19 protein-coding genes and 3 rRNA genes are annotated in these 24,367 nt (G+C 67.0%); 8 read left to right on the plus strand and 14 right to left on the minus strand.

What is annotated here, in order from left to right; genetic code table 11:
* Positions 1–139 precede the first annotated feature (139 nt).
* Genes J2S57_RS23615 through J2S57_RS23625 form a run of 3 tightly spaced genes read left to right on the plus strand, consistent with a single transcriptional unit; the run spans position 140 to position 1,346 of the window.
* The gene (locus J2S57_RS23615) at positions 140–616 is read left to right on the plus strand and encodes a hypothetical protein (RefSeq protein ID WP_307246699.1); all 477 of its coding nucleotides are present in this window, start codon (positions 140–142) and stop codon (positions 614–616) included.
* On the plus strand, positions 613–888 hold the full coding sequence (locus J2S57_RS23620; RefSeq protein WP_307246701.1) for a hypothetical protein: 276 nt from the start codon (positions 613–615) through the stop codon (positions 886–888). The genes J2S57_RS23615 and J2S57_RS23620 overlap by 4 nt, the downstream gene beginning before the upstream one ends.
* The gene (locus J2S57_RS23625; protein ID WP_307246703.1) at positions 888–1,346 is read left to right on the plus strand and encodes a hypothetical protein; all 459 of its coding nucleotides are present in this window, start codon (positions 888–890) and stop codon (positions 1,344–1,346) included. The genes J2S57_RS23620 and J2S57_RS23625 overlap by 1 nt, the downstream gene beginning before the upstream one ends.
* Here J2S57_RS23625 and J2S57_RS23630 read toward each other — a convergent pair.
* The 11 genes from J2S57_RS23630 to J2S57_RS23680 all read right to left on the minus strand — a co-directional run bounded on the left by J2S57_RS23630 (position 1,309) and on the right by J2S57_RS23680 (position 11,884).
* Positions 1,309–2,328 (minus strand): sodium:calcium antiporter, encoded by a 1,020-nt coding sequence (locus tag J2S57_RS23630; protein ID WP_307246704.1) that lies wholly within the window; start codon positions 2,326–2,328, stop codon positions 1,309–1,311. The genes J2S57_RS23625 and J2S57_RS23630 overlap by 38 nt on opposite strands.
* Before the next feature lie 9 nt (positions 2,329–2,337).
* A complete protein-coding gene (pqqE, locus tag J2S57_RS23635) occupies positions 2,338–3,411 on the minus strand; it encodes a pyrroloquinoline quinone biosynthesis protein PqqE (RefSeq protein WP_370882699.1) in 1,074 nt (357 codons plus the stop codon).
* A 10-nt stretch (positions 3,412–3,421) separates the two neighbouring features.
* Positions 3,422–3,706, minus strand: coding sequence for a pyrroloquinoline quinone biosynthesis peptide chaperone PqqD (pqqD, locus tag J2S57_RS23640; protein ID WP_307246708.1), 285 nt, complete (start codon positions 3,704–3,706; stop codon positions 3,422–3,424).
* Positions 3,703–4,389: a pyrroloquinoline-quinone synthase PqqC gene (pqqC, locus tag J2S57_RS23645; RefSeq protein WP_307246710.1), complete on the minus strand. Its 687-nt coding sequence runs from the start codon at positions 4,387–4,389 to the stop codon at positions 3,703–3,705. The genes pqqD and pqqC overlap by 4 nt, the downstream gene beginning before the upstream one ends.
* Entirely contained in the window at positions 4,386–5,273 is an 888-nt protein-coding gene (gene pqqB / locus J2S57_RS23650) for a pyrroloquinoline quinone biosynthesis protein PqqB (protein ID WP_307246712.1), read from the minus strand. Before pqqB ends, pqqC begins: the two co-directional genes overlap by 4 nt.
* A gap of 59 nt (positions 5,274–5,332) precedes the next feature.
* Positions 5,333–5,425, minus strand: a complete 93-nt coding sequence (gene pqqA, locus J2S57_RS23655) for a pyrroloquinoline quinone precursor peptide PqqA (protein ID WP_307246714.1) — start codon at positions 5,423–5,425, stop codon at positions 5,333–5,335.
* A gap of 23 nt (positions 5,426–5,448) precedes the next feature.
* On the minus strand, positions 5,449–7,170 hold the full coding sequence (locus tag J2S57_RS23660; protein WP_307246716.1) for a PQQ-dependent dehydrogenase, methanol/ethanol family: 1,722 nt from the start codon (positions 7,168–7,170) through the stop codon (positions 5,449–5,451).
* A gap of 13 nt (positions 7,171–7,183) precedes the next feature.
* Positions 7,184–7,648 carry an MSMEG_3727 family PQQ-associated protein gene (locus J2S57_RS23665; RefSeq protein ID WP_307246718.1) on the minus strand — a complete coding sequence of 155 codons (465 nt, stop codon included), beginning with the start codon at positions 7,646–7,648 and terminating at the stop codon, positions 7,184–7,186.
* A gap of 147 nt (positions 7,649–7,795) precedes the next feature.
* Complete coding sequence (katG, locus tag J2S57_RS23670) at positions 7,796–9,916, minus strand: catalase/peroxidase HPI (protein ID WP_370882700.1); 2,121 nt, start codon at positions 9,914–9,916, stop codon at positions 7,796–7,798.
* 48 nt (positions 9,917–9,964) lie between these two features.
* Entirely contained in the window at positions 9,965–11,329 is a 1,365-nt protein-coding gene (locus J2S57_RS23675; RefSeq protein ID WP_307246722.1) for a DNA-binding protein, read from the minus strand.
* Between the two features lie 105 nt (positions 11,330–11,434).
* Positions 11,435–11,884: a hypothetical protein gene (locus tag J2S57_RS23680; protein ID WP_307246724.1), complete on the minus strand. Its 450-nt coding sequence runs from the start codon at positions 11,882–11,884 to the stop codon at positions 11,435–11,437.
* 255 nt (positions 11,885–12,139) lie between these two features.
* Here J2S57_RS23680 and J2S57_RS23685 point away from each other — a divergent pair, with 255 nt between their 5' ends.
* The 5 genes from J2S57_RS23685 to J2S57_RS23705 all read left to right on the plus strand — a co-directional run bounded on the left by J2S57_RS23685 (position 12,140) and on the right by J2S57_RS23705 (position 20,829).
* Positions 12,140–13,057 (plus strand): AEC family transporter, encoded by a 918-nt coding sequence (locus tag J2S57_RS23685; protein ID WP_307246726.1) that lies wholly within the window; start codon positions 12,140–12,142, stop codon positions 13,055–13,057.
* Positions 13,058–13,642: 585 nt separating this feature from the next.
* Positions 13,643–15,159 (plus strand): 16S ribosomal RNA (locus J2S57_RS23690).
* A 449-nt stretch (positions 15,160–15,608) separates the two neighbouring features.
* Positions 15,609–18,735, plus strand: a 23S ribosomal RNA gene (locus J2S57_RS23695).
* Positions 18,736–18,838: 103 nt separating this feature from the next.
* Positions 18,839–18,955 (plus strand): 5S ribosomal RNA (gene rrf, locus J2S57_RS23700).
* Together the 16S, 23S and 5S rRNA genes form the textbook arrangement of a ribosomal RNA operon.
* Before the next feature lie 323 nt (positions 18,956–19,278).
* A complete protein-coding gene (locus tag J2S57_RS23705; RefSeq protein WP_307246728.1) occupies positions 19,279–20,829 on the plus strand; it encodes a serine/threonine protein kinase in 1,551 nt (516 codons plus the stop codon).
* A gap of 39 nt (positions 20,830–20,868) precedes the next feature.
* Here the strand turns inward: J2S57_RS23705 and J2S57_RS23710 are convergent, their stop codons facing one another.
* The 3 genes from J2S57_RS23710 to J2S57_RS23720 form a co-directional block, all read right to left on the minus strand.
* Positions 20,869–22,833, minus strand: a complete 1,965-nt coding sequence (locus tag J2S57_RS23710; RefSeq protein ID WP_307246730.1) for a GDSL-type esterase/lipase family protein — start codon at positions 22,831–22,833, stop codon at positions 20,869–20,871.
* A gap of 125 nt (positions 22,834–22,958) precedes the next feature.
* Positions 22,959–23,510 carry a hypothetical protein gene (locus J2S57_RS23715; RefSeq protein WP_307246733.1) on the minus strand — a complete coding sequence of 184 codons (552 nt, stop codon included), beginning with the start codon at positions 23,508–23,510 and terminating at the stop codon, positions 22,959–22,961.
* The gene (locus tag J2S57_RS23720; protein ID WP_307251102.1) at positions 23,507–24,364 is read right to left on the minus strand and encodes a carbohydrate ABC transporter permease; all 858 of its coding nucleotides are present in this window, start codon (positions 24,362–24,364) and stop codon (positions 23,507–23,509) included. Before J2S57_RS23720 ends, J2S57_RS23715 begins: the two co-directional genes overlap by 4 nt.
* Between the last annotated feature and the right edge of the window lie 3 nt (positions 24,365–24,367).

Raw genomic sequence — 24,367 nt, forward strand, 5'->3', positions numbered from 1 at the left:
TAGCCCTGGCCGTGCGGTGGCAGCAGAAGCAACACCCGCCCTGGTCTCCACCCGGCAGTGACTCGCTGCTGTGACACGCCTGGCTGACGGTGATCGGTGTGCGGTTGCGGGGGTGATCATCAGACGCTGAGGTGGGGTCATGGGTGAATGGGGCATTTGGGATGCCGTGGGGCTGGCGGTCCGGGCCGTCGGGTTGCTGGTGTTCGTACCCGTGCCGGTGATCCTCTACCGCACCTCGATGAGGGACGCGGAGCGCCGCCGCACCATGGGTCTCTCGGCGGAGAGTCCGTCGATGACCCAGCAGCGGACCGCCCTGCTGCGCGCCCTGCGCGACGAGCCCGCCGCCGCGGACCTCCCCGAGCTGCGGACGCAGGCTCTCGCTCTGAGGGCGAAGCGCCCAATATCGCTGCTGGCCCTGGTCGGCGGGGTGCTCCTGCAGGGGGGAAGCCTGATGATGTCGCACCGGCCGGGCGACTTCATCTTCCCGGTCCTCTTCCTCCTGGTCGTCGGCGCCGCCGCGCTGCGCTTCGACCGCATCGCCCGCGCAGGAGAGGCCTTCCTGCGCCGGTATCCCGCCGACGCCGACGCCGACGCCGACGCCGACGAGCGATCGTGAGCGTCGCGGATCCGGGCCGCTGGTTCGGGTTGGCCCTCATCGTGATCGGTGTGGGCCTGGAGATACGAGCCGCCTGGTCCCTCTACGTTCAGCCGGGCCTCGCGCTGACGAACATCGGGCTCGTCGTGCCGGTGTGGGGCACCCACCTGATCCCGGGCGTCCGCTGGACGGGTCTGCCGGCAGCCGCTCTTACGGTGAGCTGCGGGTATGTCGTGGTGGTGGCGGATCGCGCGGCCCGGGTCGGGGCGGCCTTCCTGCGTGAGCACACCTGATGCCCGGGTGGGAGTGGCTGGCACTGGCGGCTTACGGCGCGGCCGTCGCGCTGGTGGTGGTGCTGTTCCGGACGCGTCGGCAGCACGCCGCTCACCGTCGGCGGCTGATCCGGATCGGGAAGCCGCTTCGCCACCGGGAACGCCGGGTCGCCCTGCGGGCCGGGCTCGACGCCGAGGTCGATCGCGAGCGGCTCACCGAACTGCAGATCTACGCCGAGGGTTTCCGTCTCCAGCGATCTGAGGCCTACCTGGTCATGAGTGTCTACCTCGGTGCTTCGGGGGGCCTGGTCCTGGACCCCGGCGTGTGGCGGGGGATCCTCGTCGGGCTCGGAGCCGTCACATGTGCTTGGCTTCTGCTGCGCGCCGAGCGTGACGTCCGTCTGGGACGAGCCTTTCTCCAGCGTCACCCGGGCAGTGACGTCAGTCGTCGCCCACCGGAGCCTCCCCGAGCACCGTGAGGCACACCACCCAATAGGCCACGTACAGCGCGAGCAGCAGCACGCCGTGCCAGCGCCGCAGGCGTCCGGTGCTGATGAAATACGCGCCCAAGCCGGTCATCACGACCAGCGCAGGCAGGTGCCAGGCGAGGACGTCGTCGTCGACCGTGACCTCGTGCCCGGTCAGCAGGATGATCCCGAGCTTGGCCGTCACTCCGAAGACCACGCTGCCGATGACGTTGCCGATGCCGATCTCGGACGCGCCACGGCGGTGGGGCTCCACCGTCAGCATGATGTCCTCCAGGGCCAGCACCAGGGTGGCGATCGTCGCGCCGAAGACCGTTCCCGGGATGGAGTAGTCGTCCAGGATGCCCTCGATGCCGGAGCTGGTCAGGGCGGCCGCCGCGATCAGGCCGACCAGCGCCAGCAGGGCCATGCCGAGCCCGGCCCAGGGCAGGGGCTTCGAGAAGGGCACGTCCACCTCGAACGGTGGCACATCGGTGGCTGACGAGGCGCCGGAGCCGGAACCCACCTTCTCCAGCACCTCCGCGTTCCGGAAGACCGGCGTCTGGCTGCGCAGTTCGTTGCGGGCCACGTAGGCGATGAACGCGACGAACAGCAGCATGAGAACCGCGCCGTCCGTGGCGGTCAGGGGCGGCGTGAGCACGAAGGGCAGCATCGCCAGCGGCGACAGGGCGAAGAGCACGATGTAGCGACGCGGGATGTCCACCCGGGTCGGGGCGATCAGCGCGGCCAGGGCGAGCACGATCCCGGTCATCGAGATGGCCGTGCCGAAGACCGTTCCCAGGGCCACGCCGCCGAGATCCTCGACGTTCAGCACCACCCCGAGCGCCACGTCGTCGAACTCGATCCCGGTGAAGACGATCGCCAGCAGGAACACCGAGATCCGCAGTGCCCCGGCCGCTCCCACCAGGTAGGCGATGAGCTTCTCGGCCGTGTAGACGAGCAGCGCCGCCCCCAGGACGAAGATCAGGATCGACACGGGAACCCCTCAGGCTCGGTGCGGACGGGGGATGAGCTGCAGATCGGTGACCGTCCGGGCCGCGTCGACCGCGTCGGTCACGAGCGAGTGGTCGGGCGACAGGTGACAGACCGGGTCGGTGCGCGACGCGTCGCCGGTCAGCTGGAACGCCTGGCAGCGGCAGCCGCCGAAGTCGATCTCACGCCGGTCGCAGTCGCGGCACGGCGAGGGCATCCAGTCGGTGCCCCGGTACGCGTTCATCACCGGGGAGTCGTGCCAGATCGCCGCCAGGGACTGCTCCCGCACACTGGCGCGCGGCAACGGCAACGACTGTGCGGCCGGGCAGGGCAGCACATCACCGTTCGGGGCCACCGTCAGCTGCCGCGAGGCCCAGCCCCCCATGCAGGGTTTGGGGTAGCGGCTGTAGTAGTCGGGGATCACGTAGAGGACGTCCATCCGCCCCGCCAGCCTCGTGCGGGCCTCGCGGACGGTCACCTCGGCGGCCTCGAGCTGCTCCCGGCCGGGCAGCAGTGCGTCGCGGTTCCGCCAGGCCCAGCCGTAGTACTGGGTGTTCGCCAGTTCGACCCGGTCGGCGCCGGCCTCCTCGGCCATCCGGATCACCGAGGCGATGCGGTCGATGTTCTGACGGTGCAGCACCACGTTCACCGTCAGCGGCCACCCGAGCGACTTCACCAGGGCCATGGCCCGCAGCTTCCGCTCGAACGACGGTGTGCCCGCGATCCGGTCGGACAGTGCGGGATCGTCGGCCTGGATGCTGACCTGCACGTGGTCGAGCCCGGCCTCGCGCAGCTCCGCGGCCCGGGAGGGGGACAACCCGACCGCGCTCGTCACCAGGTTCGTGTAAAGACCCACCCCGGAACAGAAGGCGACCAGCTCGGCGAGATCCCGCCGGAGCAGGGGCTCCCCACCGGACAGGTGCGCCTGCAGCACCCCCATCTCGGCGGCCTGCCCCATCACGGCCTTCCACTCCTGGAGCCCCAGCTCGTCGGTGTACCCGGACATGTTGAGCGGGTTCGAACAGTACGAGCAGGCGAGCGGGCACCGGTAGGTGAGCTCCGCGAGAAGCCCGTACGGCGCGTCCACCATCGGCTGTTCACTCATCGGCCAGCTCCACACATCGACGCTTCACGAGACCACCCAGGAACCCGAGAACCTCGTCGGCGGGCACACTCCGGTACACCGCCCCGAGCTCGGAGACGATGTCGCGCACCGTGTGCTCGCCGTCGCACCGCGAAAGAATCTCCGCGCCGGTGGTGTTCAGCACCACCACGGTCTCCGGCAGCAGCAGCACCGGGCGCTGCCGGGCCTGCGAGTAGCTCAGCCGCACGTGCCGGGCCAGTCGCGGTCGTCCGGGTGGCCCTACCGGGAAGGGGCTCATGAAGGGTAGGCCTGCCCGATCGCGTCCATCAGGCTCCACAGCACGTCGCACTTGAACGACAGCGCCCCGATCGCCGCGCCCTGCGACTCCTCGGTCAGGCAGTGCGTGGTCACGATCTCCAGCGCGTGTTCACTGTCGCGCGGGGCCTGCTCGAGCCGGGCGCGGAAGTAGGCCAGACCCTCGGGATCGATCCACTGGTAGTACTTCTCGAACGCCGCCAGGCGTTCGGCCATCAGGTCGGGCGCGAACAGCTCGGTCAGCGACGAGGCCACTGCCTCCGTCCACGGCCGGTTGCGTGCGAAGTTCACGTACGCGTCCACCGAGAAACGCGCCCCGGGCACCAGGTGCCGGTGGTCGAGGATCTCCTCGCGTTCCAGGCCCGCCGCCTCGCCGAGGCGCAGCCAGGCCTCGATGCCCCCGTCGCCGGGAGCCGCACCGTCGTGATCGGTGATCCGCCGGATCCAGCGCCGCCGCACCTCCACGTCCGGGCAGTTGGCCAGGATCGCCGCGTCCTTGCGGGGAATGTTCTCCTGGTAGTAGAAGCGGTTCGCGATCCAGCCCCGCAGCTGCCCGGGCGTGCACAGGCCGGCGTTCATCCGCACGTGGAAGGGATGTGCGTCGTGGTACTGCCGCGAGTGGGCCCGGAGGGACTCGACGAAAGCGGTTGTCTCCAGCGCTGTCACTGCTCCACCACCTGGATCTCGAGACCGTCCATGGCCACCTCCATACCGTTCTCCTCCACGATGAGCCATTCGGGGGAGTCGTCGAGCAGGATCGGGTTCGTGTTGTTCATGTGCACGAAGACCGTGCGTCGCACGCCCAGACCGTCGAGCGCGGCGAGACTTTCGAGCACCGGAAGGTGCCCCATCTCCCGGGAGGTCTTGCCGGCCAGGCCCAGGTCGATGAGTTCGTCGTCGTGCCAGCAGGTTCCGTCGAGCAGGAGCAGGTCACTGCCGGAGATCTCCGACCGCACGGCCGGGCCGAGGCGCTGCGCCCCGGGCAGGTAGACCACGGTGGCGCCGTCGTTCTCGTCGGTGAAGCGGTATCCGACCACCCGCCCGGGGATCGTGCCGGTGCCGAACCGGTCGGCCTTGGTCGTGGGCACGTCGAAGGCCTCGCACCACAGCCCGTCGGCGAGCCGGAACCCGGCCCCCGGCTCCACGGGCGTCCACTCGACCGGGCAGAACCGCTCCAGCAGGGGCAGCAGACCGGACCCGTCGGTGAGCGTCTTGTGCACCGCCGGCGTCGCGAACAGCCGCACCCCCGAGGCCTCGCGCAGCAGCAGCAGTCCCAGGGTGTGGTCGATCTCGGCATCGGTGAGCAGGCAGGCGCGCAACGGTGAGTCCCGGCTCCCGCGGGGGTGGAGGCCGGGGAAGGCTTCGATCTGATGGCGGACGTCGGGGCTGGCGTTGACGAGGAACCACCGGTCGCGGTCGGGGCTGACCACGATGGACGACTGGGAGCGTGGGGTGCCGGAGCCTCGCCGCACGCGGTGGCAGACGGGGCAGCCGCAGTTCCACTGCGGTGAACCGCCACCCGCCGCCGAGCCGAGCACCCGCACCCACATGCCGCACCTCCTCTGCCGGGGCGGGGCCCGGGAGAACCCGGGTCCCGCCGGCGACGGGACTAGTCGTCGAGCCGGGCGATGTACATGGTCACCTCGGGAGCGACGGCGATCTCGTCGAACACGGGTGTTTCCCAATCGGTCTGGGCCTCCATGGACTTACCTCCTCTCCAGCGTCTCAATGGTCACCACGCGACGGCGTCTGCTCGGGCAGCGCGAACACGATCAGCGCGCTCCCGTGACCGGCGCCGAGCATGCCGGGCAGGAACCCCTCGGCCCAGCCACCCCAGCCGACCGGCACCGCGATGTACTGGCGGCCGTCGATCGCGTAGGTCACCGGGCTGCTGTGATGCCCGCTGCCGCACTGGAACTGCCAGAGCAGGTCACCGGTGCGGGCGTCGTAGGCGTTGAACTCGCCCGAGGGCTCACCGGCGAACACCAGGTCCCCGGCGGTCGCGAGCACGGACGCGCACATCGGCAGTTCGTTGCGCCAGCGCCACTTCTCGTTCCCGTCGGCGTCGAAGGCGCTGAGGTAGCCCACGGCCTCCTCGATGTCGACGGCCACGCCCGCGCTCCAGTACGGGATGCCCTCCCTGAACTCCCGGCGGCGCCGGGCGGCGGTGGCTCCCACGTCCTGGATCGGCACGTAGAACCAGCCGGTCTTCGGGCTGTAGGCGGCGTGCGTCCACTCCTTCGCCCCGGCCGGGCCGGGGTAGAAGTGCACCTCCACGCCTTCTTCCTCGGGGTAGATCTTCGGCACGACCTGACCGTCGCGGCTGATCGCCCCCCAGGTGATCCGGTCGACGAACGGCGTGATCGAGACGCGTTCACCGTTCGTGCGGTCGAGCACGAACATGTAGCCGTTCTTGTCGAAGTGGGCCAGCAGCTTGCGGCCGTCCCGCTCGAACAGGATGCACTCGCTCATGCTGTCGTAGTCCCACACGTCGTGCGGGGTGCACTGGTAGTGCCAGCGGATCTGCCCGGAGTCGACGTCGATCGCGACGATGCTGTCGGTGTAGAGGTTGTCGCCCTCGCGCACCCCGCCGTCGAAGTCGGGGGCCGGGTTGCCGGTGCCCCAGTAGAGCAGGTTGGTCTCCGGGTCGAAAGTGCCCGTCAGCCAGCAGTTGCCGCCGCCCCGGGCCCAGGCCTCACCGTCGGCCGGCCAGCTCTCCGAGCCGGGCTCACCGGGCTTGGGCACCATGTACGAGCGCCACTGGTGCTCGCCGGTCTCCACATCGAACGCGTCGAGGTGGCCGCGCACCCCGAACTCGCCGCCGGAGCTGCCCACGATCACCAGGTTCTTCACCACGATCGGGGCCAGGGTCCCGCTTTCCCCGGCGCGCACGTCTCCGTAGGTCTTGTCCCACACCCGCTTGCCGGTGCCCGCGTCCAGCGCGATCACATGGGCGTTGGCCGTGACGAAGAAGACCTTGCCCGAGGCCACGGCCACGCCCCGGTTGACGTTGCCGCAGCAGAGCGACACGTCGAACGGCACGGCGTGCTTGTACCGCCAGATCTCCTTGCCGGTCCTCCCGTCGAGGGCCCACACCCAGCCGTCCCACCCGGACAGGAACATGACGCCGTCGACCACGATCGGGGTGGCCTCGAACGAGTACGTGGACGTGCCCGCGATGATGCCGCTGACCCCGGCCTGGAAGATCCACGCCGGGCCGATCCGGCTGACGTTCTCGGTGTTGATCTGGTCGAGCGTGCTGTAGCGCTGCCCGTCGTAGGTGCCGTAGTAGGTGAGCCAGTTCTCCGGCTCGCTGCGCGCGTCGAGAATGCGCTCGTAGGTGAGGTTCTCCGTGACCGGAGGGGCGATCTCCCCGCCGGCGACCTTGCCGGACAGCCGGCCCTGGTCGACGGCCTCGCCGGCGTCGACGTAGTCGGACGTGGTCATGTCGTCTCCTGCCTCAGAACGGACGCGGCTGGTCGGGACGGTCGAGCCGGGCCTCCGGGGGCACGTCACCGAGCACGACGATGACGGCCGTCAGGCCGCGCCCCTCGTCGTTTCCCGAGGGCGAGCTGTACCAGTAGTACCCCGGGCCGTCGAGGTTCAGGCTCGCCCGGCCCTTGGAGTGGTTGACCAGCCAGATGAACTTCTTGTCACCGTTACTGGGCAGCAGCGCGCAGTGCGTGTTCTGGTCGTCGTTGATCAGCTCGAGATCCAGGTCGCCGCCGTGCGGGAGCACCAGAATGGACGGGTCCCAGCAGATCTCGTCGGGGTTGATGCGGACGGTGGCCTTCATCCGCCCGTCCGCGCCCTCGCTGGCCTGGGCGATGTTGCCGGTGTTGAGCAGCTTTCCGAGCGCGGCCTTGTTCTGGGCGTCCAGTCCGAGATTCTCCAGCAGCGCGTCTCGATCGTTCAGGGTCGTCATCGACCTCAGCTCCTGATCCGGTTCATGCCGTGGAACCGCTGTGAAATGCTGTTTCGGCGGGAACGTTACGTGCCCGCAACACGGCCGACAAGGACGTGCCTCACAGCCCGCCGTCACCACCGCTCGCCCGGGATCGGCTACCGTTCGTCAGCGCCCGAGCTCCATCACCTTGTGCCAGGCGGCCACGAAGTCCCGCACGAAGAGCTCGAGCGCGTCGTCGGCGGCGTACTGCTCGGCGACGGCCCGCAGTTCGGCGTGGGCCCCGAACACCAGGTCGGCGCGGCTGGCACCCCAGCGGGCCTCGCCCCGTACACGGCCCTCAAAAGTGCCGTCGGGCCGAGGAAACCATTCGGTCTCGTGGTCGAGCAGATTCACGAAGAAGTCGTTGCTCAGCACACCCGGCCGGTCGGTGAGCACACCGAGCGACGAATGCCCCGCCACCGCGCCCAGTGATCTCAGACCGCCGAGCAGCACGGTCGTCTCGGCGACATCGAGCGTCAGCAGTGCCGCGCGGTCGATCAGCAGATGTTCCGAGGGCCGGCGCGCCTGTCGCCCGCGATAGTTGCGGAATCCGTCGGCGACCGGTTCCAGCCAGCCGAAGGATTCCTCGTCGGTCCACTCCGGCAGCGCGTCCGTACGGCCCGCCCGGAACGGCACCGCGACCTCCACCCCGGCCGCCGCCGCGGCCCGCTCGAGGGCCGCGCAGCCCGCGAGCACGATCAGGTCGGCCGTGGAAATCACGTCCCCACCGACCGACTCGCGGATCCCCGCCAGGGTGACCAGCACGTCCGCAAGCCGTTCGGGATCGTTGACCTCCCACCCCCGCTGCGGGGCGAGCCCCACCCGCCCACCGTTCGCCCCGCCCCGCCGGTCGCTGCTGCGGAACGTGGACGCCGAGGCCCAGGCCGCGAGCACGAGATCGGCCCCGGACCGGTCGGAGGCGAGAACCCGTTGCTTGATCCCCGCCACCAGGTCGGGGGCGGGATCACCGGCGGCGGGCGCCGGAACCGGATCCTGCCAGAGCAGTGTCTCGGCCGGGACCAGCGACCCCAGATACCGTGACCGCGGCCCCAGATCGAGGTGCGTCAGCTTGAACCAGGCCCGTGCGAACGCGTCCGCCAGCTCCGGCGGGTGCTCGAGGAACCGGCGCGCGATCGGCTCGTAGACCGGGTCGAAACGCAGGGCCAGATCGGTGGTCAGGAAGGTCGGTGCGTGAAAGAGGTTCGGGTCGTGGGCGTCCGGCACCGTGCCCGCGCCACCACCGGCCCGGGGCGTCCACTGCCACAGCCCGGCCGGGCTGAGCGCCACGTCCCACTCGAAGCCGAACAGGTTCTCCAGAAAGCTGTTGTCCCAGGTTGTCGGGGTTTTCGTCCACGTCCCCTCGAGTCCGCTGGTGATGGTGTCCCCACCCTTACCCGCGCCGTGGGTGCTGCGCCAGCCCAGTCCCTGGTGTTCGAGACGAGCGGCCGCCGGTTCCGGGCCGAGGTGCTTCTCCGGGTCGGCGGCGCCGTGCGTCTTGCCGAACGAGTGCCCACCGGCGATCAGCGCGACGGTCTCGGTGTCGTTCATCCCCATGCGCGCGAACGACTGGCGGATGTCGCGCGCCGACATCACCGGGTCGGGCACCGTGTTCGGCCCCTCCGGATTCACGTAGATGAGCCCCATCTGATCTGCGGCCAGCGGTTTCTCGAGATCCCGCACCCCCTCGTGCCGCTCGTCGCCGAGCCATGACCGCTCCGGTCCCCAGTACACGTCGTCCGGTTCGAGCACCTCCTCACGCCCGCCGGCGTAGCCGAACGTCTCGAAGCCCATCGACTCGAGCGCGCGGTTGCCCGCGAAGACCATCAGGTCCGGCCACGAGATCCGGCGCCCGTACTTCTTCTTGACCGGCCACAGCAGGCGGCGCGGCTTGTCCAGGTTGCGGTTGTCGGGCCAGCTGTCCACCGGCGCGAACCGTTGCAGACCCGCGCTGGCGCCCCCGCGTCCGTCCGCCCTTCTGTAGGTGCCCGCGCAGTGCCAGACCATGCGCAGCACCAGCGGCCCGTAGTGGCCGAAATCGGCGGGCCACCATTCCTGCGAGCTGGTGAGCACGGCGTCGACGTCGGCGGCCAGTTCGTCGAGATCCACGGTCGCGAAGGCCGCCGGGTAGTCGAACGGGGGACGCGCCGGTCGCCTCAGCGCCCGCAGGTCCAGGTGGTCGGGCCACCAGTCGGTCGCGCTGGTGGACGCTTTCGGCCGCCGGTCGGGCGTGCTGGGTGGCAGGCCCAGTCCGCCACCGTTGGGATGCTGGGGCACGGGACTCCTCTCCGGCCGGGCTCAGAAGTCCAGGGCCCGCCGCACCGCCGGGGCGTTGCGGCGTGAGACCGGCACCATGGCCTCGTCCTGCTGGTCCATCACGAGAGTCAGCTCACCGCCCCGGCCCCGCTCGACCTCGCGGATCCGGCTGAGGTTGACCACGTAGCGGCGGTGCACGCGCAGGAACCCGGCGCCGGCCAGCTCCCCGCCGAGCTTGTCCAGACTCGCGGAGGCGGCCCGGAGGCGTCCCTGATCGGTCGAGAGCCAGACCTCGTTGCCGTCCGACTCGGCGAACCGGACCTCGGGCAGCCGCAGCAGCACCATGCGGTTCTCGCGCTGGGCGACCACCCGGCGGGGCCCGGGCAGGGACGGGGTCTCGTCGGGCGCGCTGATCTGCGTCTCGTGGGTGGCGTTGAACGTGACGAGCGTGCCGATGAGGTGACGCGACTGGAACACCGGGCGCAGCACGATCGGCACCGGGTCGCCGGTCAGATGGGTGAAGACCTGGGTGGAGCCGATCCAGTCCGGGTTCCGGGCCGCCTGGGTGCAGGCGTAGCGCGCGGCGTTGCCGAGCTCCGGCAGACCCGGCGTCCAGCGGACCGTCGGGTCGAGTGCGGGGGTGGCGGCCGGTACGCCGAGCAGCACGCTCGCCGTCTCGTCGGCGATCACCACCTTGCCCGCGGTGTCCATGGCGGCCAGCGGCTGAGCCGATCCGGCGCGGGCCTGGGTGTACGCCGCCAGCAGCTCGGCCCCGCTGTCGCGGGCGCGGCGCCGCAGCTGTCCCTGCGTGGTGGCGGCCGCGTTGGTCAGCCAGCCCCCGGCGAACGACGGCAGGCGGCTGCGCCAGCAGGAGATGTTGAGAACAGCGATGGGCTCCCGGGTGACCACGTCCCGCACCGCGACGCCCGCGCAGGTCCAGTCGTGAAAGGCCCGGCACCAGTGCTCCGGCCCCTTGACCAGCACCGGCCCGTGCGTCTCGAGGGCCATCCCCATGCCGTTGGTGCCCGCCGCCGGCTCCGACCAGCAGAACCACGGCGCCAGGTTGGCCTCGGCGGCCCGGGCCAGCGTGGCCGGATCACCCCACTCGGCCAGGATGCGCCCGGTGGAGTCCGTGACGGTGACGACGCCCCCGGCGAAGCTGACGTCCTGGGCGACCGTCGCGGCGCGGAACCCCAGCTCGGCGAAGACCCCGTCGTGCTCGGGCCGGTGCTCGATCTCGGCGACCGCGATCGGGGCCTCGGTGAGGTGGGGGTCGACCCGGTACTGCTCACGGCAGCGGTGCCAGGAGATGGCCACCTCGGGACGGACGCCGAGCACCCGGTCGTCGCCCTGCACGAACCGTTCCCACGCCGAGTAGACGGACTCCTGGTGGTGCGCAACATCCATGGTGCTGAACCGCCTTTGGTCCGTCACCTTGCCCGTATGCCGTATATGTAACGAATCGGCGTCAACCACTGTAGGTACGGTTCGCGGGCTGCGCCACCACCCGGCTCAGAACGTGGACGCCCAGACCACCTTCCCGTCCTGGGCGTAGACGTTGAGACGGAAGCCGTCGAGGTCGTCCGTGAACCCGTTCGCGCAGTCGTCGTCCTCGCCGAAGACCCGCAACCGGTAGCCCCGCTCCCGGGCCAGCGCCCGCACGTCGCCGAGCGACTCGCCCGCCAGGTCGGAGCGAGTGCCGTGCACGTTGAGGGTGTCGAGCGGTGGGACGCAGGGCCACGAGGGCGGCGGCGTCGGGCCGGTCTCGCCGGTGTCCATCCGCAGGGAGTAGCGCACCTGGGGGAGCGACGGGTGGTCGTGGGGACGCGGCACCGCCTGCTCCCCGACCCCGCCTTCCCGGGAGTAGTGCCCAAGGCTGGTCAGCTGCCCGGCAGGCGTGACCTTCTCGACCGCCAGATACCCGTTGTCCTCGACACGCACCCGCGTCGCCGTCTCGAACACCCGAAGAAGGGGAACGGGGGAGACATGACGACACGAGTGGCACCCCGACCGCGTCGACCGCACACGCGACGCGCGGCTGTGAAGCACTCAACCCCTTGAACGGCAGCGCTTTTCGGTCGTTCCGGACGGTTCGGCGGCCGCCCGTCGCCGGGAATCGGCGCTGTGCCACGATGGGGATGTCATCGGGGCCTTCTCTCGTCGGACGCCCGCGCCCCTCGCGGGCTGGTCCGCAGTACCGCGGAAGGCATCGAACTCTTGGCTGGCGTCGTCACCGGTTTCGCCATCATCCTCATCGTGATCCTGGCCGGCGTCGTGCTGGCGGCCACGAAGATCATCCCCAGCGAGGGCGCCCGCTACCTCAGCAAGACGGCGTACGCCGTGGCCAACCCCGCCCTGCTCTTCATGACGATGTCGCACGGAGACCCCTCCGTGCTCGCTTCGTCCGCCGCCCTCGTCGCCCTGACCTCGGCCGTTGTCAGCGGGGCGCTCTATGTGGCCGTGTCCCGGCTCTTCTTCCGCCGGCCCCTGGCCGAGACCACGATCGGCGTGACCGCCTCGTCGTACGCCAACGCCGCCAACATCGGCCTGCCCGTCGCCACGTACGTCGTCGGCAACGTGTCCGCGGCCGCGCCGCTGATCATGCTCCAGCTCGTGGTGCTGGCTCCCGCGGTCACCGGCGCCCTCGAACTGGGGACGCGTGGGCACCTCGACGTTCTCGGCATCCTTACGGTGCCCATCAAGAATCCGCTCGTGGTCTCCACATTGCTCGGAGTCCTGGTCGCGCTCGCGGGCATCACGCTGCCCGACGTCGTCACCGCGCCCCTGGAGATCCTCGGAGGTGCGGCGGTGCCGCTGATGCTCATGGCGTTCGGCATCTCGTTGTGGGGGAGACGCCCACTGGCCGGGGCCGACCTGCCGCCGGTGCTCAGTGCCACGGTGATCAAGACGATGGTCATGCCGGTCGTCGCGTTCCTGGTGGCCGGACCTCTGCTCGGCCTGACCGGTGACGCGCTGTTCGCGGTCGTGGCCATGGCGGCGCTGCCCACCGCGCAGAACGTCCAGACATATGCGATCTGGTACGGCAAGGGCGAGACCGTCGCTCGTGACGTGGCCCTCCTGACGACCGTGGCCTGCGTGCCCGTGCTGATGCTGATCGCGGCGCTGTTCCTCTGACGGGGGCTCGTGGTCCGGTGCCTGTCTGTCGGCGGGAACGGCGCGGACTTGAGGGGCGTGCGGGTCGCCCGAACGGCCGGTCTTGCGGGCCGTCGCGGTTGTGCTAGGTTCCTACGAGGATTTTCCGGGATCGCTGGGGCGAGCTCGCGACCTGCGAGGGCAACGGACACATCAGTGGCCGTCTTCGCAGAGTGAAGTCCTTCCCTTCTGCTCAAGCTTCAGAAGAGACGTTTGCCGTCGCGGCACACGTCTATTCTTCGTGCTTTCGCAAGACAAAGGGAGAGCTCTATCTCCGGTTCATTCGCTGGAAACGCGGATTTGACCGGGGTGCTGGAAACGCTCTAATGTTTAACACGTCGCCAGGACGGAACGCCGAAAGGCAGGAAGTTCTGAGCGTCCGCTCCTTGAGAACTCAACAGTGCATCTGAACAACCGATGCCAAATGATTGTCCCGATTGGGACGGTCGTCTTGGCTGATGGATCAGGCTTCGGATATCTCGACCCCCGTCGAGGTATTCGGTTCGGGTCTGGTTCTTTCGGTCAGGATTCTTGCAACACTTCGCTAAAAGTCTTCCTAGAAGATTATTTACGGAGAGTTTGATCCTGGCTCAGGACGAACGCTGGCGGCGTGCTTAACACATGCAAGTCGAACGGTGAACCTCTTCGGAGGGGATCAGTGGCGAACGGGTGAGTAACACGTGAGTAATCTGCCTCTGACTCTGGGATAACCACGGGAAACGGTGGCTAATACCGGATATGACACATGGCTGCATGGTCTGTGTGTGGAAAGTTTTTCGGTCAGGGATGAGCTCGCGGCCTATCAGCTTGTTGGTGGGGTAATGGCCTACCAAGGCGACGACGGGTAGCCGGCCTGAGAGGGCGACCGGCCACACTGGGACTGAGACACGGCCCAGACTCCTACGGGAGGCAGCAGTGGGGAATATTGCGCAATGGGCGAAAGCCTGACGCAGCGACGCCGCGTGAGGGATGAAGGCCTTCGGGTCGTAAACCTCTTTCAGCAGGGAAGAAGCGCAAGTGACGGTACCTGCAGAAGAAGCACCGGCTAACTACGTGCCAGCAGCCGCGGTAATACGTAGGGTGCAAGCGTTGTCCGGAATTATTGGGCGTAAAGAGCTCGTAGGCGGTCTGTCGCGTCTGCTGTGAAAACCTAGGGCTTAACTCTGGGCGTGCAGTGGGTACGGGCAGGCTAGAGTGTGGTAGGGGAGACTGGAATTCCTGGTGTAGCGGTGAAATGCGCAGATATCAGGAGGAACACCGGTGGCGAAGGCGGGTCTCTGGGCCACTACTGACGCTGAGGAGCGAAAGCATGGGGAGCGAACAGGATTAGATACCCTGGTAGTCCATGCCGTAAACGTTGGGCGCTAGGTGTGGGGCACATTCCACGTGTTCTGCGCCGCAGCTAACGCATTAAGCGCCCCGCCTGGGGAGTACGGCCGCAAGGCTAAAACTCAAAGGAATTGACGGGGGCCCGCACAAGCGGCGGAGCATGCGGATTAATTCGATGCAACGCGAAGAACCTTACCAAGGCTTGACATGGGGTGAAAACTCGTAGAGATACGGGGTCCGCAAGGGCGCCTCACAGGTGGTGCATGGTTGTCGTCAGCTCGTGTCGTGAGATGTTGGGTTAAGTCCCGCAACGAGCGCAACCCTCGTTCCATGTTGCCAGCACGTTATGGTGGGGACTCATGGGAGACTGCCGGGGTCAACTCGGAGGAAGGTGGGGATGACGTCAAATCATCATGCCCCTTATGTCTTGGGCTTCACGCATGCTACAATGGCCAGTACAAAGGGCTGCGAGACCGTGAGGTGGAGCGAATCCCAAAAAGCTGGTCTCAGTTCGGATCGGGGTCTGCAACTCGACCCCGTGAAGTCGGAGTCGCTAGTAATCGCAGATCAGCAACGCTGCGGTGAATACGTTCCCGGGCCTTGTACACACCGCCCGTCACGTCATGAAAGTCGGTAACACCCGAAGCCGATGGCCTAACCCGTAAGGGAGGGAGTCGTCGAAGGTGGGACTGGCGATTAGGACGAAGTCGTAACAAGGTAGCCGTACCGGAAGGTGCGGCTGGATCACCTCCTTTCTAAGGAGCACTCGAAAACCTCACCGGCTCAGGCTGGTTGATGGTTCAGAGGCTGTGTCACTGCCCAGGCGATGAGCCGGCCAATCATGGTCGGCCTGGTTCTGGGGTGGCCGCTCAAGGGTGGAACATCGGTTGGCTCTCATCTCCGGGGCGGAGATGGGGATGCACTGTTGGGTCCTGAGGGAGCGGACCACGAGGCTGGAAACAGTCTGGTGGGCCGTGTATCTCAGGCTGGTGGGATCGTGAGGTCCTGCTGCCGAAGGCATGACAGTCCTTCATCAAAGTGCCTCGACGTGGGTCGGAAGTGATTCCGCCGGCGACGGGGCAACTGGTGAGCTTGAGGGTTGTGTGTGTTCGTTGCTTGTGAACTGCATAGTGGACGTGAGCATCTTTAATTCTGTGCTTAATTTTTCCGAGTGCATCCTGCCCCTTTTGTGGGTGGGGTGTGTTGGTAAGTTTTTAAGGGCACACGGTGGATGTCTTGGCACCAGGAGCCGATGAAGGACGTAGGAGCCTGCGATAAGCCTCGAGGAGCTGGCAACCGAGCTGTGATTCGAGGATTTCCGAATGGGGTAACCCGGCTGGAGGCAAGTCCAGTCACCTGCACCTGAATATATAGGGTGTTGGGAGGGCACGACGGGAAGTGAAACATCTCAGTACCGTCAGGAAGAGAAAACAACAGTGATTCCGTGAGTAGTGGCGAGCGAAAGCGGATGAGGCCAAACCGGGCGTGTGTGATAGCTGACAGGCGTTGCATGTCCGGGGTTGTGGGATCCCGCTTATTACCGCTGTCGAGGTAGTGGAGAGTCAAAAAACCTGCATGTAGTCGAACGCCATTGAATGGGCGACCGTAGAGGGTGTTAGTCCCGTAGACGAAATGTGCTGGTCTTTCTTGTGGGCGTCCCAAGTAGCACGGGGCTCGTGGAATCTCGTGTGAATCTGGCAGGACCACCTGCTAAGCCTAAATACTCCCTGGTGACCGATAGCGGACTAGTACCGTGAGGGAAAGATGAAAAGTACCCCGGGAGGGGAGTGAAATAGTACCTGAAACCGTGTGCCTACAATCCGTCGGAGCCTTGCGGGGTGACGGCGTGCCTTTTGAAGAATGAGCCTGCGAGTTAGTGGTGTGTGGCGAGGTTAACCCGTGTGGGGTAGCCGTAGCGAAAGCGAGTCCGAATAGGGCGATTCAGTCGCATGCTCTAGACCCGAAGCGGAGTGATCTACCCATGGCCAGGTTGAAGCGCGGGTAAGACCGCGTGGAGGACCGAACCCACCAGGGTTGAAAACCTGGGGGATGAGCTGTGGGTAGGGGTGAAAGGCCAATCAAACTCCGTGATAGCTGGTTCTCCCCGAAATGCATTTAGGTGCAGCGTTGCGTGTTTCTTGCCGGAGGTAGAGCTACTGGATGGCTAATGGGCCCTACAAGGTTACTGACGTCAGCCAAACTCCGAATGCCGGTAAGTGAGAGCGTGGCAGTGAGACTGCGGGGGATAAGCTTCGTAGTCGAGAGGGAAACAGCCCAGATCACCAGCTAAGGCCCCTAAGCGTGTGCTAAGTGGGAAAGGATGTGGAGTTGCTGTGACAACCAGGAGGTTGGCTTAGAAGCAGCCACCCTTTAAAGAGTGCGTAATAGCTCACTGGTCAAGTGATTCCGCGCCGACAATGTAGCGGGGCTCAAGTACACCGCCGAAGCTGTGGCATTTGTTCATGACCCTAGACCGGCTTGATCCGGCTTTCAGGGGAACAGATGGGTAGGGGAGCGTCGTGTGGCGAGTGAAGCGTCGGGGTGACCCAGGCGTGGACGCCACACGAGTGAGAATGCAGGCATGAGTAGCGAAAGACGGGTGAGAAACCCGTCCGCCGAATGACCAAGGGTTCCAGGGCCAGGCTAATCCGCCCTGGGTAAGTCGGGACCTAAGGCGAGGCCGACAGGCGTAGTCGATGGACAACGGGTTGATATTCCCGTACCGGCGTAGAACCGCCCATAGCGAACCCGAGGATACTAACATCGTGAAGCCAATGGGACCTTCGGGTGCCGGCGGTGGAGCCTTGGACCTGAATCGGTAGTAGTTAAGCGATGGTGTGACACAGGAAGGTAGCCTCCGCGTGGCGATGGTTGTCCACGTTTAAGCATGTAGGGCGAGCTGTAGGCAAATCCGCAGTTCTTTCTTTGATGATGAGCCTGAGATGTGATGATGACCGCATTGGCGGGAAGTGGGTGATCCTATGCTGTCGAGAAAAGCATCTAGCGAGGTTCGAGCCGCCCGTACCCTAAACCGACTCAGGTGGTCAGGTAGAGAATACTAAGGCGATCGAGTGAATCGTGGTTAAGGAACTCGGCAAAATGCCCCCGTAACTTCGGGAGAAGGGGGGCCTGAGGCGTGACCTGGACTTGCTCCGGTGAGCGTTTGAGGGCCGCAGAGACCAGGGAGAAGCGACTGTTTACTAAAAACACAGGTCCGTGCGAAGTCGCAAGACGATGTATACGGACTGACGCCTGCCCGGTGCTGGAACGTTAAGGGGACCGGTCAGCCTTTCGGGGCGAAGCTGAGAACTTAAGCGCCAGTAAACGGCGGTGGTAACTATAACCATCCTAAGGTAGCGAAATTCCTTGTCGGGTAAGTTCCGACCTGCACGAATGGCGTAACGACTTCTCCGCTGTCTCAACCGCGAACTCGGCGAAATTGCACTACGAGTAAAGATGCTCGTTACGCGCAGCAGGACGGAAAGACCCCGGGACCTTTACTATAGCTTGGTATTGGTGTTCGGTACGGCTTGTGTAGGATAGGTGGGAGACTGTGAAGCCGGCACGCTAGTGTTGGTGGAGTCGACGTTGAAATACCACTCTGGTCGTTCTGGATGTCTAACTTTGGTCCGTGATCCGGATCAGGGACAGTGCCTGGTGGGTAGTTTAACTGGGGCGGTTGCCTCCTAAAGAGTAACGGAGGCGCCCAAAGGTTCCCTCAGCCTGGTTGGCAATCAGGTGTCGAGTGTAAGTGCACAAGGGAGCTTGACTGTGAGACCGACAGGTCGAGCAGGGACGAAAGTCGGGACTAGTGATCCGGCAGTGGCTTGTGGAAGCGCTGTCGCTCAACGGATAAAAGGTACCCCGGGGATAACAGGCTGATCTTGCCCAAGAGTCCATATCGACGGCATGGTTTGGCACCTCGATGTCGGCTCGTCGCATCCTGGGGCTGGAGTAGGTCCCAAGGGTTGGGCTGTTCGCCCATTAAAGCGGTACGCGAGCTGGGTTTAGAACGTCGTGAGACAGTTCGGTCCCTATCCGCTGCGCGCGTTGGAAACTTGAGAAGGGCTGTCCCTAGTACGAGAGGACCGGGACGGACGAACCTCTGGTGTGCCAGTTGTCCTGCCAAGGGCACCGCTGGTTAGCTACGTTCGGAAGGGATAACCGCTGAAGGCATCTAAGCGGGAAGCTCGCTTCAAGATGAGGTTTCCATGCACCCTCGAGGTGTGAGAGGCTCCCAGCTAGACTACTGGGTTGATAGGCCGGATGTGGAAGCAAGGACTGAAGACTTGTGAAGCTGACCGGTACTAATATGCCGATGACTTACTCACTCACTCGTTGAGTTGAGCGCGTAAAGATTGTTCACGTCCACTATGCGGTTCACGGGAAACGACCACGCCCACCCACGAGGGTGGCTGGTTGTGCCGGTAGAGTTACGGCGATCATAGCGGCAGGGAAACGCCCGGTCTCATTCCGAACCCGGAAGCTAAGCCTGCCTGCGCCGATGGTACTGCACTGGTTACGGTGTGGGAGAGTAGGACATCGCCGGACAATCATTGAAAGACAGAAGTGGCGGCCCCCGCCTTCGAAAGAAGGCGGCGCGGGCCGCCACTTCTGCGTTTGCCCCTCAGGGAGAACCAGGATCGGGTGATGTCGGCGCGGCCAGACCGCACGAACAGCACCCCATCCGAGCTCGAACCCAGGCAGCGAGTGCGAACATGGCGTCGCGCGAGAAGCGCCCGGGCGTGTCATGAGGTTCCGGTGAAGTCTGATTGATGCAGCCTGCGCTAGGGTCACTGCGGCCATTCCGGACACTCGTGACGGAATCGCGCCGGCGACCTACCCGGGGTCGCGAAAACCGTCAGGAGTCTTGGGTGTTGCCGCTGCGTCCGTCCGATCCGCCGGCGATCGGCCGGTACCGACTGGCCGGCAGGCTCGGCACCGGCGGCATGGGCACGGTCTACCTCGGGCGCACCCCCGGCGGTCGTCCCGCGGCGATCAAGGTGATCAACACCCAGATCCAGGACCAGCCCGAGGCCCTGAGCCGGTTCCAGCGGGAGGTCGAGACGCTGCGCACCGTGCGGAACCCGTTCACCGCGTCCCTCATCGACTTCGAGGTCACCGCTCCACCCTTCTGGATGGCGACGGAGTACGTGCCCGGGCCGACCCTCGCGGCTGCGATCAAGACGCACCAGGCCCTCGCCCCCGACCTCTGCCGCGGCCTGTTCGCCGCGCTGGCCGAGGCCCTCGACGACATCCACGCGCACCGCGTCCTGCACCGGGACATCAAGCCGGCCAACATCATCCTGTCGGTGACCGGTCCGCAGCTCATCGACTTCGGCATCGCCCGCGCCGAGGAGCAGCCCGGTCTCACGCAGATGGGGATGACCATGGGCACGCCCGGCTACGTCGCGCCCGAGGTGCTGCTCGAGCAGGAGATCGGGCCGGCCGCCGACGTCTTCGCCCTGGGCGCCACCATGGCGTTCGCCGCCACGGGCCGTGCCCCCTACGGCAAGGGCAGCCCGCACACGATCAACAACCGCTGCATCGAGGGCCGCATCGATGTCGACGGGCTGCCCGAGGACCTGGCCTCTCTGGTGCGCGACTGCGTGGCCCGTGAACCCGGTGACCGCCCGACGCCGCAGGAGATCGTGGACCGGTGCCGGACCGAAGCGGCCCTGGTCGAGAATTCCTCCTACCAGAGCATTATCGCGAAGCAGCCCGCTGCGAGGCCGCCGGCGCCCCAGGGCCCGGGGGCGCGTGAGACGGTGGCCTTCCAGCCGGCCGAGCCCGCGCCCGGTTTCGCGGTGTCCGAACCCACCCGCGTGCAGCGCGCCCCCGGTGGTGGGCAGCGCCGCCTCGTGACCTCCCTGGCGATCGTGATCGCGCTCGGCTCGGTGGTCGGTCTGCTGGTCGGCCTGGCCTTCCGTCCCGACTCGAGCACCGGCGCCCGTCCCGGTGACAGCGCCTCCGGAAACCCGGCCACCCCCTCACCCGAGGCGTCCGGTCCGGCGACCGACACGTCCCCAGGCATCGACCCGCGACCCACCACCCTGACCGGACCGAACGGGACGTGCGTGAGCGTCCCCGAGACCCGCGCCGACGGTGACCGCCCCAGCACGCAGCCCTGTGACTCCTCAGCGTTGCAGCAGTGGGGTCTCACGGCGGAGGGCCTGGTGAAGATCGAGAACAAGTGCCTGGACGTGGGGGTCGGCGCGCGCGACAACGGCACCCCGGTGCAGCTGTGGGAGTGCAACGGCACGGACGCGCAGATCTTCGTGCGCAACGGTGAGGAACTGCAGAACCGGGCCTCGGGCCGCTGCCTGACCACCGAGAGCGGTGAGCCGGACGACGGTTCGCTGTTCTTCCTGTGGGACTGCTCGGGCGGCAACCCGAATCAGCGGTTCGCGGCGCCGGACGCCTGAGGAGGGTGACCGGCCCGGGCCGGCCACCCTCGGCGTGCCCTACAGGCTGCGTCTCACGATCGGGACGAGCTTCTCCGTGATCAGCTGGTGCCCGAGATCATTCGGGTGCACCTTGTCGGTCAGGCCTTCCGGCGGGAGCCAGCCGGTGGTGTCCACGTAGCGGGTGTGCCGGTCGCGCACGGCCTTCACCGCGGCCCGGGTCTGCGGGACGTACCGCTCCGAGAAGGTGCCCAGCACCAGGATCTCCGAACGGGGGTAGACCGCCCGGACGTCCTTGAGGAACTGGACGTAGACCGTCTGGAACTCCTCCGGCGTGACGTTGTGGCTGAGGTCGTTCGTGCCGAGGTTCACCACGACCGCGTCGGCCTGGTAGGTACCGAAGTCCCAGCGCCCGTCACCGGCTTCGAAGAACTGCTGCGAGACACCGGTGCAGCCGTCGGCCGCCGCCACCAGACACCCTCCGCCCCAGGCGATCTGGGTGTGCCGGGCACCGAGGGCCTCCCCGGTCAGCCAGCCGTACGAGGTCAGAGTGGTTCTGGACGACGTGCTCCCCATGGTGATCGAGTCACCGACGAATTCGATGATCGGTTGGCGGCCGGGCGTGGCCAGTGTGCGGGCGCCCGGATCGAGCGTCAGTCCCTGGAACACGGCGTCGCCCTTGTACGAGCCGGCGACGTTGCGGTACGAGACACGCAGGGTGTGCTCGCCCTCGGCCAGGGGAGCCGGGGTGATGTCGACGTCGCCGCTCACCTTGGAGTAGTAGACGTCCTCACCGCCGTCGATGCTGACCCAGAAGTCGATCGTGTCGCGCTGATTCAGCGTCACCCCGGTCCCGGTGAAGCGGGTGGTGAAGTACGCGCCGGCCCAGCTGGGCACGAACGCGGCCGGGTCGGAGGTGTCCCAGCGGCCGGTGAACTCGATGTTCCGGTCGGCGGTGCTGCCGGGCAACGGCACATCGAGGTCGGGGGCGATGATCGGGGCCAGCCGGTCGGCGATCTTGGCGTGGCCGGCCTCGTTGGGGTGGCCACCGTCCACGTAGTCCTCCGCGGTGAGCCAGTCGGCGGTGTCGATGAAGTGCACACGCCGGTCGCCGGCGTCGGTACGGGCCTGCACGGCGGCTCGCGTCTCGGCCGGGTAGCGCTGACGGAGGTTCTCGAACGCGTAGAGGTGGGCGCGTGGGTATCGGGCCCGGGCCTCCTCGAGCAGGCGGGTGTACTGCTCGCCGAACGTGGTGCCCGAAACGCCGCGCCCGGCGTCGTTGGTGCCGAGATTGATCACCACCGCGTCGGCCTGGTACCGCCGGAAGTCCCAGTCGGTGCTACCGCCGATCGTGGTGCGGTCCCAGTTCTCGTTCAGGCCGAAGCAGTTCGTCAGCTGCACCAGGCACGCGCCGGAACGGGCGATGTTGGTGTGGTCGACGCCGAGCTTCTCGCCGAGCAGCCAGCTGTAGGAGTCGACGGTGGTCTTCCCGGTGCCGTATCCGACCGTGATCGAGTCTCCGACGAACTCGATCAGCTTGCGGTCTCTCGTGGGCAGCGTGCGGGCGCCCCGGTCGAGCGTGAAGCCCTGGAAGGTCGCGCACGGGGCGGGCCAGGTGGCGCAGGTGGGGATCTCGCCGGTGCGGTACGAGAGCCACACGTGGTGCGTGCCCTTCGCCAGGGGCTCGGGGGTCAGGTTGATGGTGCCGGAGACCTGGTCGAAGGTCTGGATCGGGCCGTGGTCGACGCTGGCGTACACCGTGACCGTATCGCGCACGGTCGCTTTCACGGTGGTGCCGGTGAAGGTTGCCTCGACGTAGGGGGATTCCCAGTTGCCGACGTAGGTCCGGGGGTCGGTCCGGTCCCAGCGGCCGACAAGGCGCAGGTTCGGGTCTTTCAGCGAACCCGCCGTGGGGCGAGTGGTTTCCGCAGCCAGGGCGGGGGCTGACGTGAGCAGGCCGGTGACGAGGGCGAGCACGCTGCCGACGAGCAGCAGGCGCAGGGTGCGGGTCAGGGAAGGGGGCACAGGCGTTGCTCCTAGGTGAGAGGGGAGCGTTGCGGATTCTGTGGCCGGTCGGGGCCCTGGAGCGATCGGCCATCAGAATAGGATGGAAAGCCCTTTCCCGAAGGGTGTGGCGACGAACGGTCGAATCAGGCCGGTTCGAGCCGGGATTGCACCGCCAGTCCGGCCAGGGCCAGGAGCCCGCCCACCACGAGCAGCAGCGGCGGGAACATCAGCGTGATGGCCGCGGTCATGGCCACCGCGCCGAGGAGCAACCCGGTGCCGGGAAGATCGGCGGCGGTCTCGGTCAGGGCCGTGGCGGCGCCGTGCGGCCGGCCCAGGGCCCACGCCCCGGCCCGCCGAAGAGCCACCACGACCACCCCGGCCATCAGCAGGTAGGTCACCGTGGAGATGAGCCCGGCCCCGGGAAGGCCGGCGTCGCGGGCGATCAGCAGGTTCAGCCAGAGCACCGGCAGCAGCCCGGCGGCCAGGGCGCTGGCCGGGCCCAAAGCCGCGACGGCGGGGAAGAAATCGGCCCGCGCCCCGCCGAGACCGTAGGCCCGCCCGTCCAGATGGGCCCGCAGGTACCGCGCCGCCAGGGCGAGCGCGGGCAGGGCGGTGACGACCCCGAGGCTGCCGAGCGCGACCAGCACGCCCACGATCAGGGTCTCGCCCAGCAGCGAGAACGAGGCGGATCTCATCCCTTCAGTCCCGTCGTCGCCACCCCGCCGATCAGGTACCGCTGGAACACCAGGAAGAAGATGATCACCGGGGCCAGTGCGAGCACGGCCATGGCCATCTGGGCGCCGTAGTCGGATGTGGAGGTCTGGTCGACGAACAGCCGCAGGGCCACCGGCAGCGGGTACAGGTCGGAGTTCTTGAGATACAGCAGCGGCCCGAAGAAGTCGTTCCAGCTCCAGATGAACGCGAAGATGGACGAGGTCGCCAGCACCGGTTTCATCAGCGGGAGCGTGATCGACGTGAAGATCCGCAGGTGCCCGGCGCCGTCGAGGAACGCGGCCTCGTCGAGCTCCCGGGGCAGGCCGCGCATGAACTGGACCATGAGGAACACGAAGAACGCCTCGGCGGCCAGGAACTTGCCGATGAGCAGCGGGACCATGGTGTCGACCAGGCCGAGCTGGTTGAAGACGATGTACTGCGGGATGATCACGACGTGGAACGGCAGCAGCAGCGTGCCGATCATCAGCGCGAACCAGATCCTCCGGCCGGGAAAGTCGATGCGGGCGAACGCGTACGCGGTGATCGAGGCCGAGAACACCGTCCCGATGACCGATCCCACGGCCAGCAGCATCGAGTTGCCGAAGAACCGCCAGAACGAGACGCCCGCGATCCCGTCGAGGGCGGTGCGGAAGTTGTCGAGCGTCGGGTTGACCGGGACCAGGTTGACCGATCCGACGATCTGGTTGGTCGGTTTGAACGCCGAGAGCAGCATCCACAGGCCGGGATACAGCACGACGGCCGCGATCGCCAGGGTGAGAAGGTGCCACCCCAAGGAGCCGAGCCGACGACGGTAGCCAGGTCGTACGTCCACCATGGT

Origin of the sequence: Kineosporia succinea (assembly GCF_030811555.1) — a bacterium.
GTDB classification, from domain to species: domain Bacteria; phylum Actinomycetota; class Actinomycetes; order Actinomycetales; family Kineosporiaceae; genus Kineosporia; species Kineosporia succinea.

Coding starts and splice junctions, on each gene's coding strand:
- J2S57_RS23665 (WP_307246718.1), bottom strand. CDS start 7,648: ATGACGACCCTGAACGATCGAGACGCGCTGCTGGAGAATCTCGGACTG.
- pqqA (WP_307246714.1), bottom strand. CDS start 5,425: ATGGAGGCCCAGACCGATTGGGAAACACCCGTGTTCGACGAGATCGCC.
- J2S57_RS23625 (WP_307246703.1), top strand. CDS start 888: ATGCCCGGGTGGGAGTGGCTGGCACTGGCGGCTTACGGCGCGGCCGTC.
- J2S57_RS23715 (WP_307246733.1), bottom strand. CDS start 23,510: ATGAGATCCGCCTCGTTCTCGCTGCTGGGCGAGACCCTGATCGTGGGC.
- J2S57_RS23720 (WP_307251102.1), bottom strand. CDS start 24,364: ATGGTGGACGTACGACCTGGCTACCGTCGTCGGCTCGGCTCCTTGGGG.
- pqqD (WP_307246708.1), bottom strand. CDS start 3,706: ATGAGCCCCTTCCCGGTAGGGCCACCCGGACGACCGCGACTGGCCCGG.
- pqqB (WP_307246712.1), bottom strand. CDS start 5,273: ATGTGGGTGCGGGTGCTCGGCTCGGCGGCGGGTGGCGGTTCACCGCAG.
- J2S57_RS23675 (WP_307246722.1), bottom strand. CDS start 11,329: ATGGATGTTGCGCACCACCAGGAGTCCGTCTACTCGGCGTGGGAACGG.
- J2S57_RS23615 (WP_307246699.1), top strand. CDS start 140: ATGGGTGAATGGGGCATTTGGGATGCCGTGGGGCTGGCGGTCCGGGCC.
- J2S57_RS23660 (WP_307246716.1), bottom strand. CDS start 7,170: ATGACCACGTCCGACTACGTCGACGCCGGCGAGGCCGTCGACCAGGGC.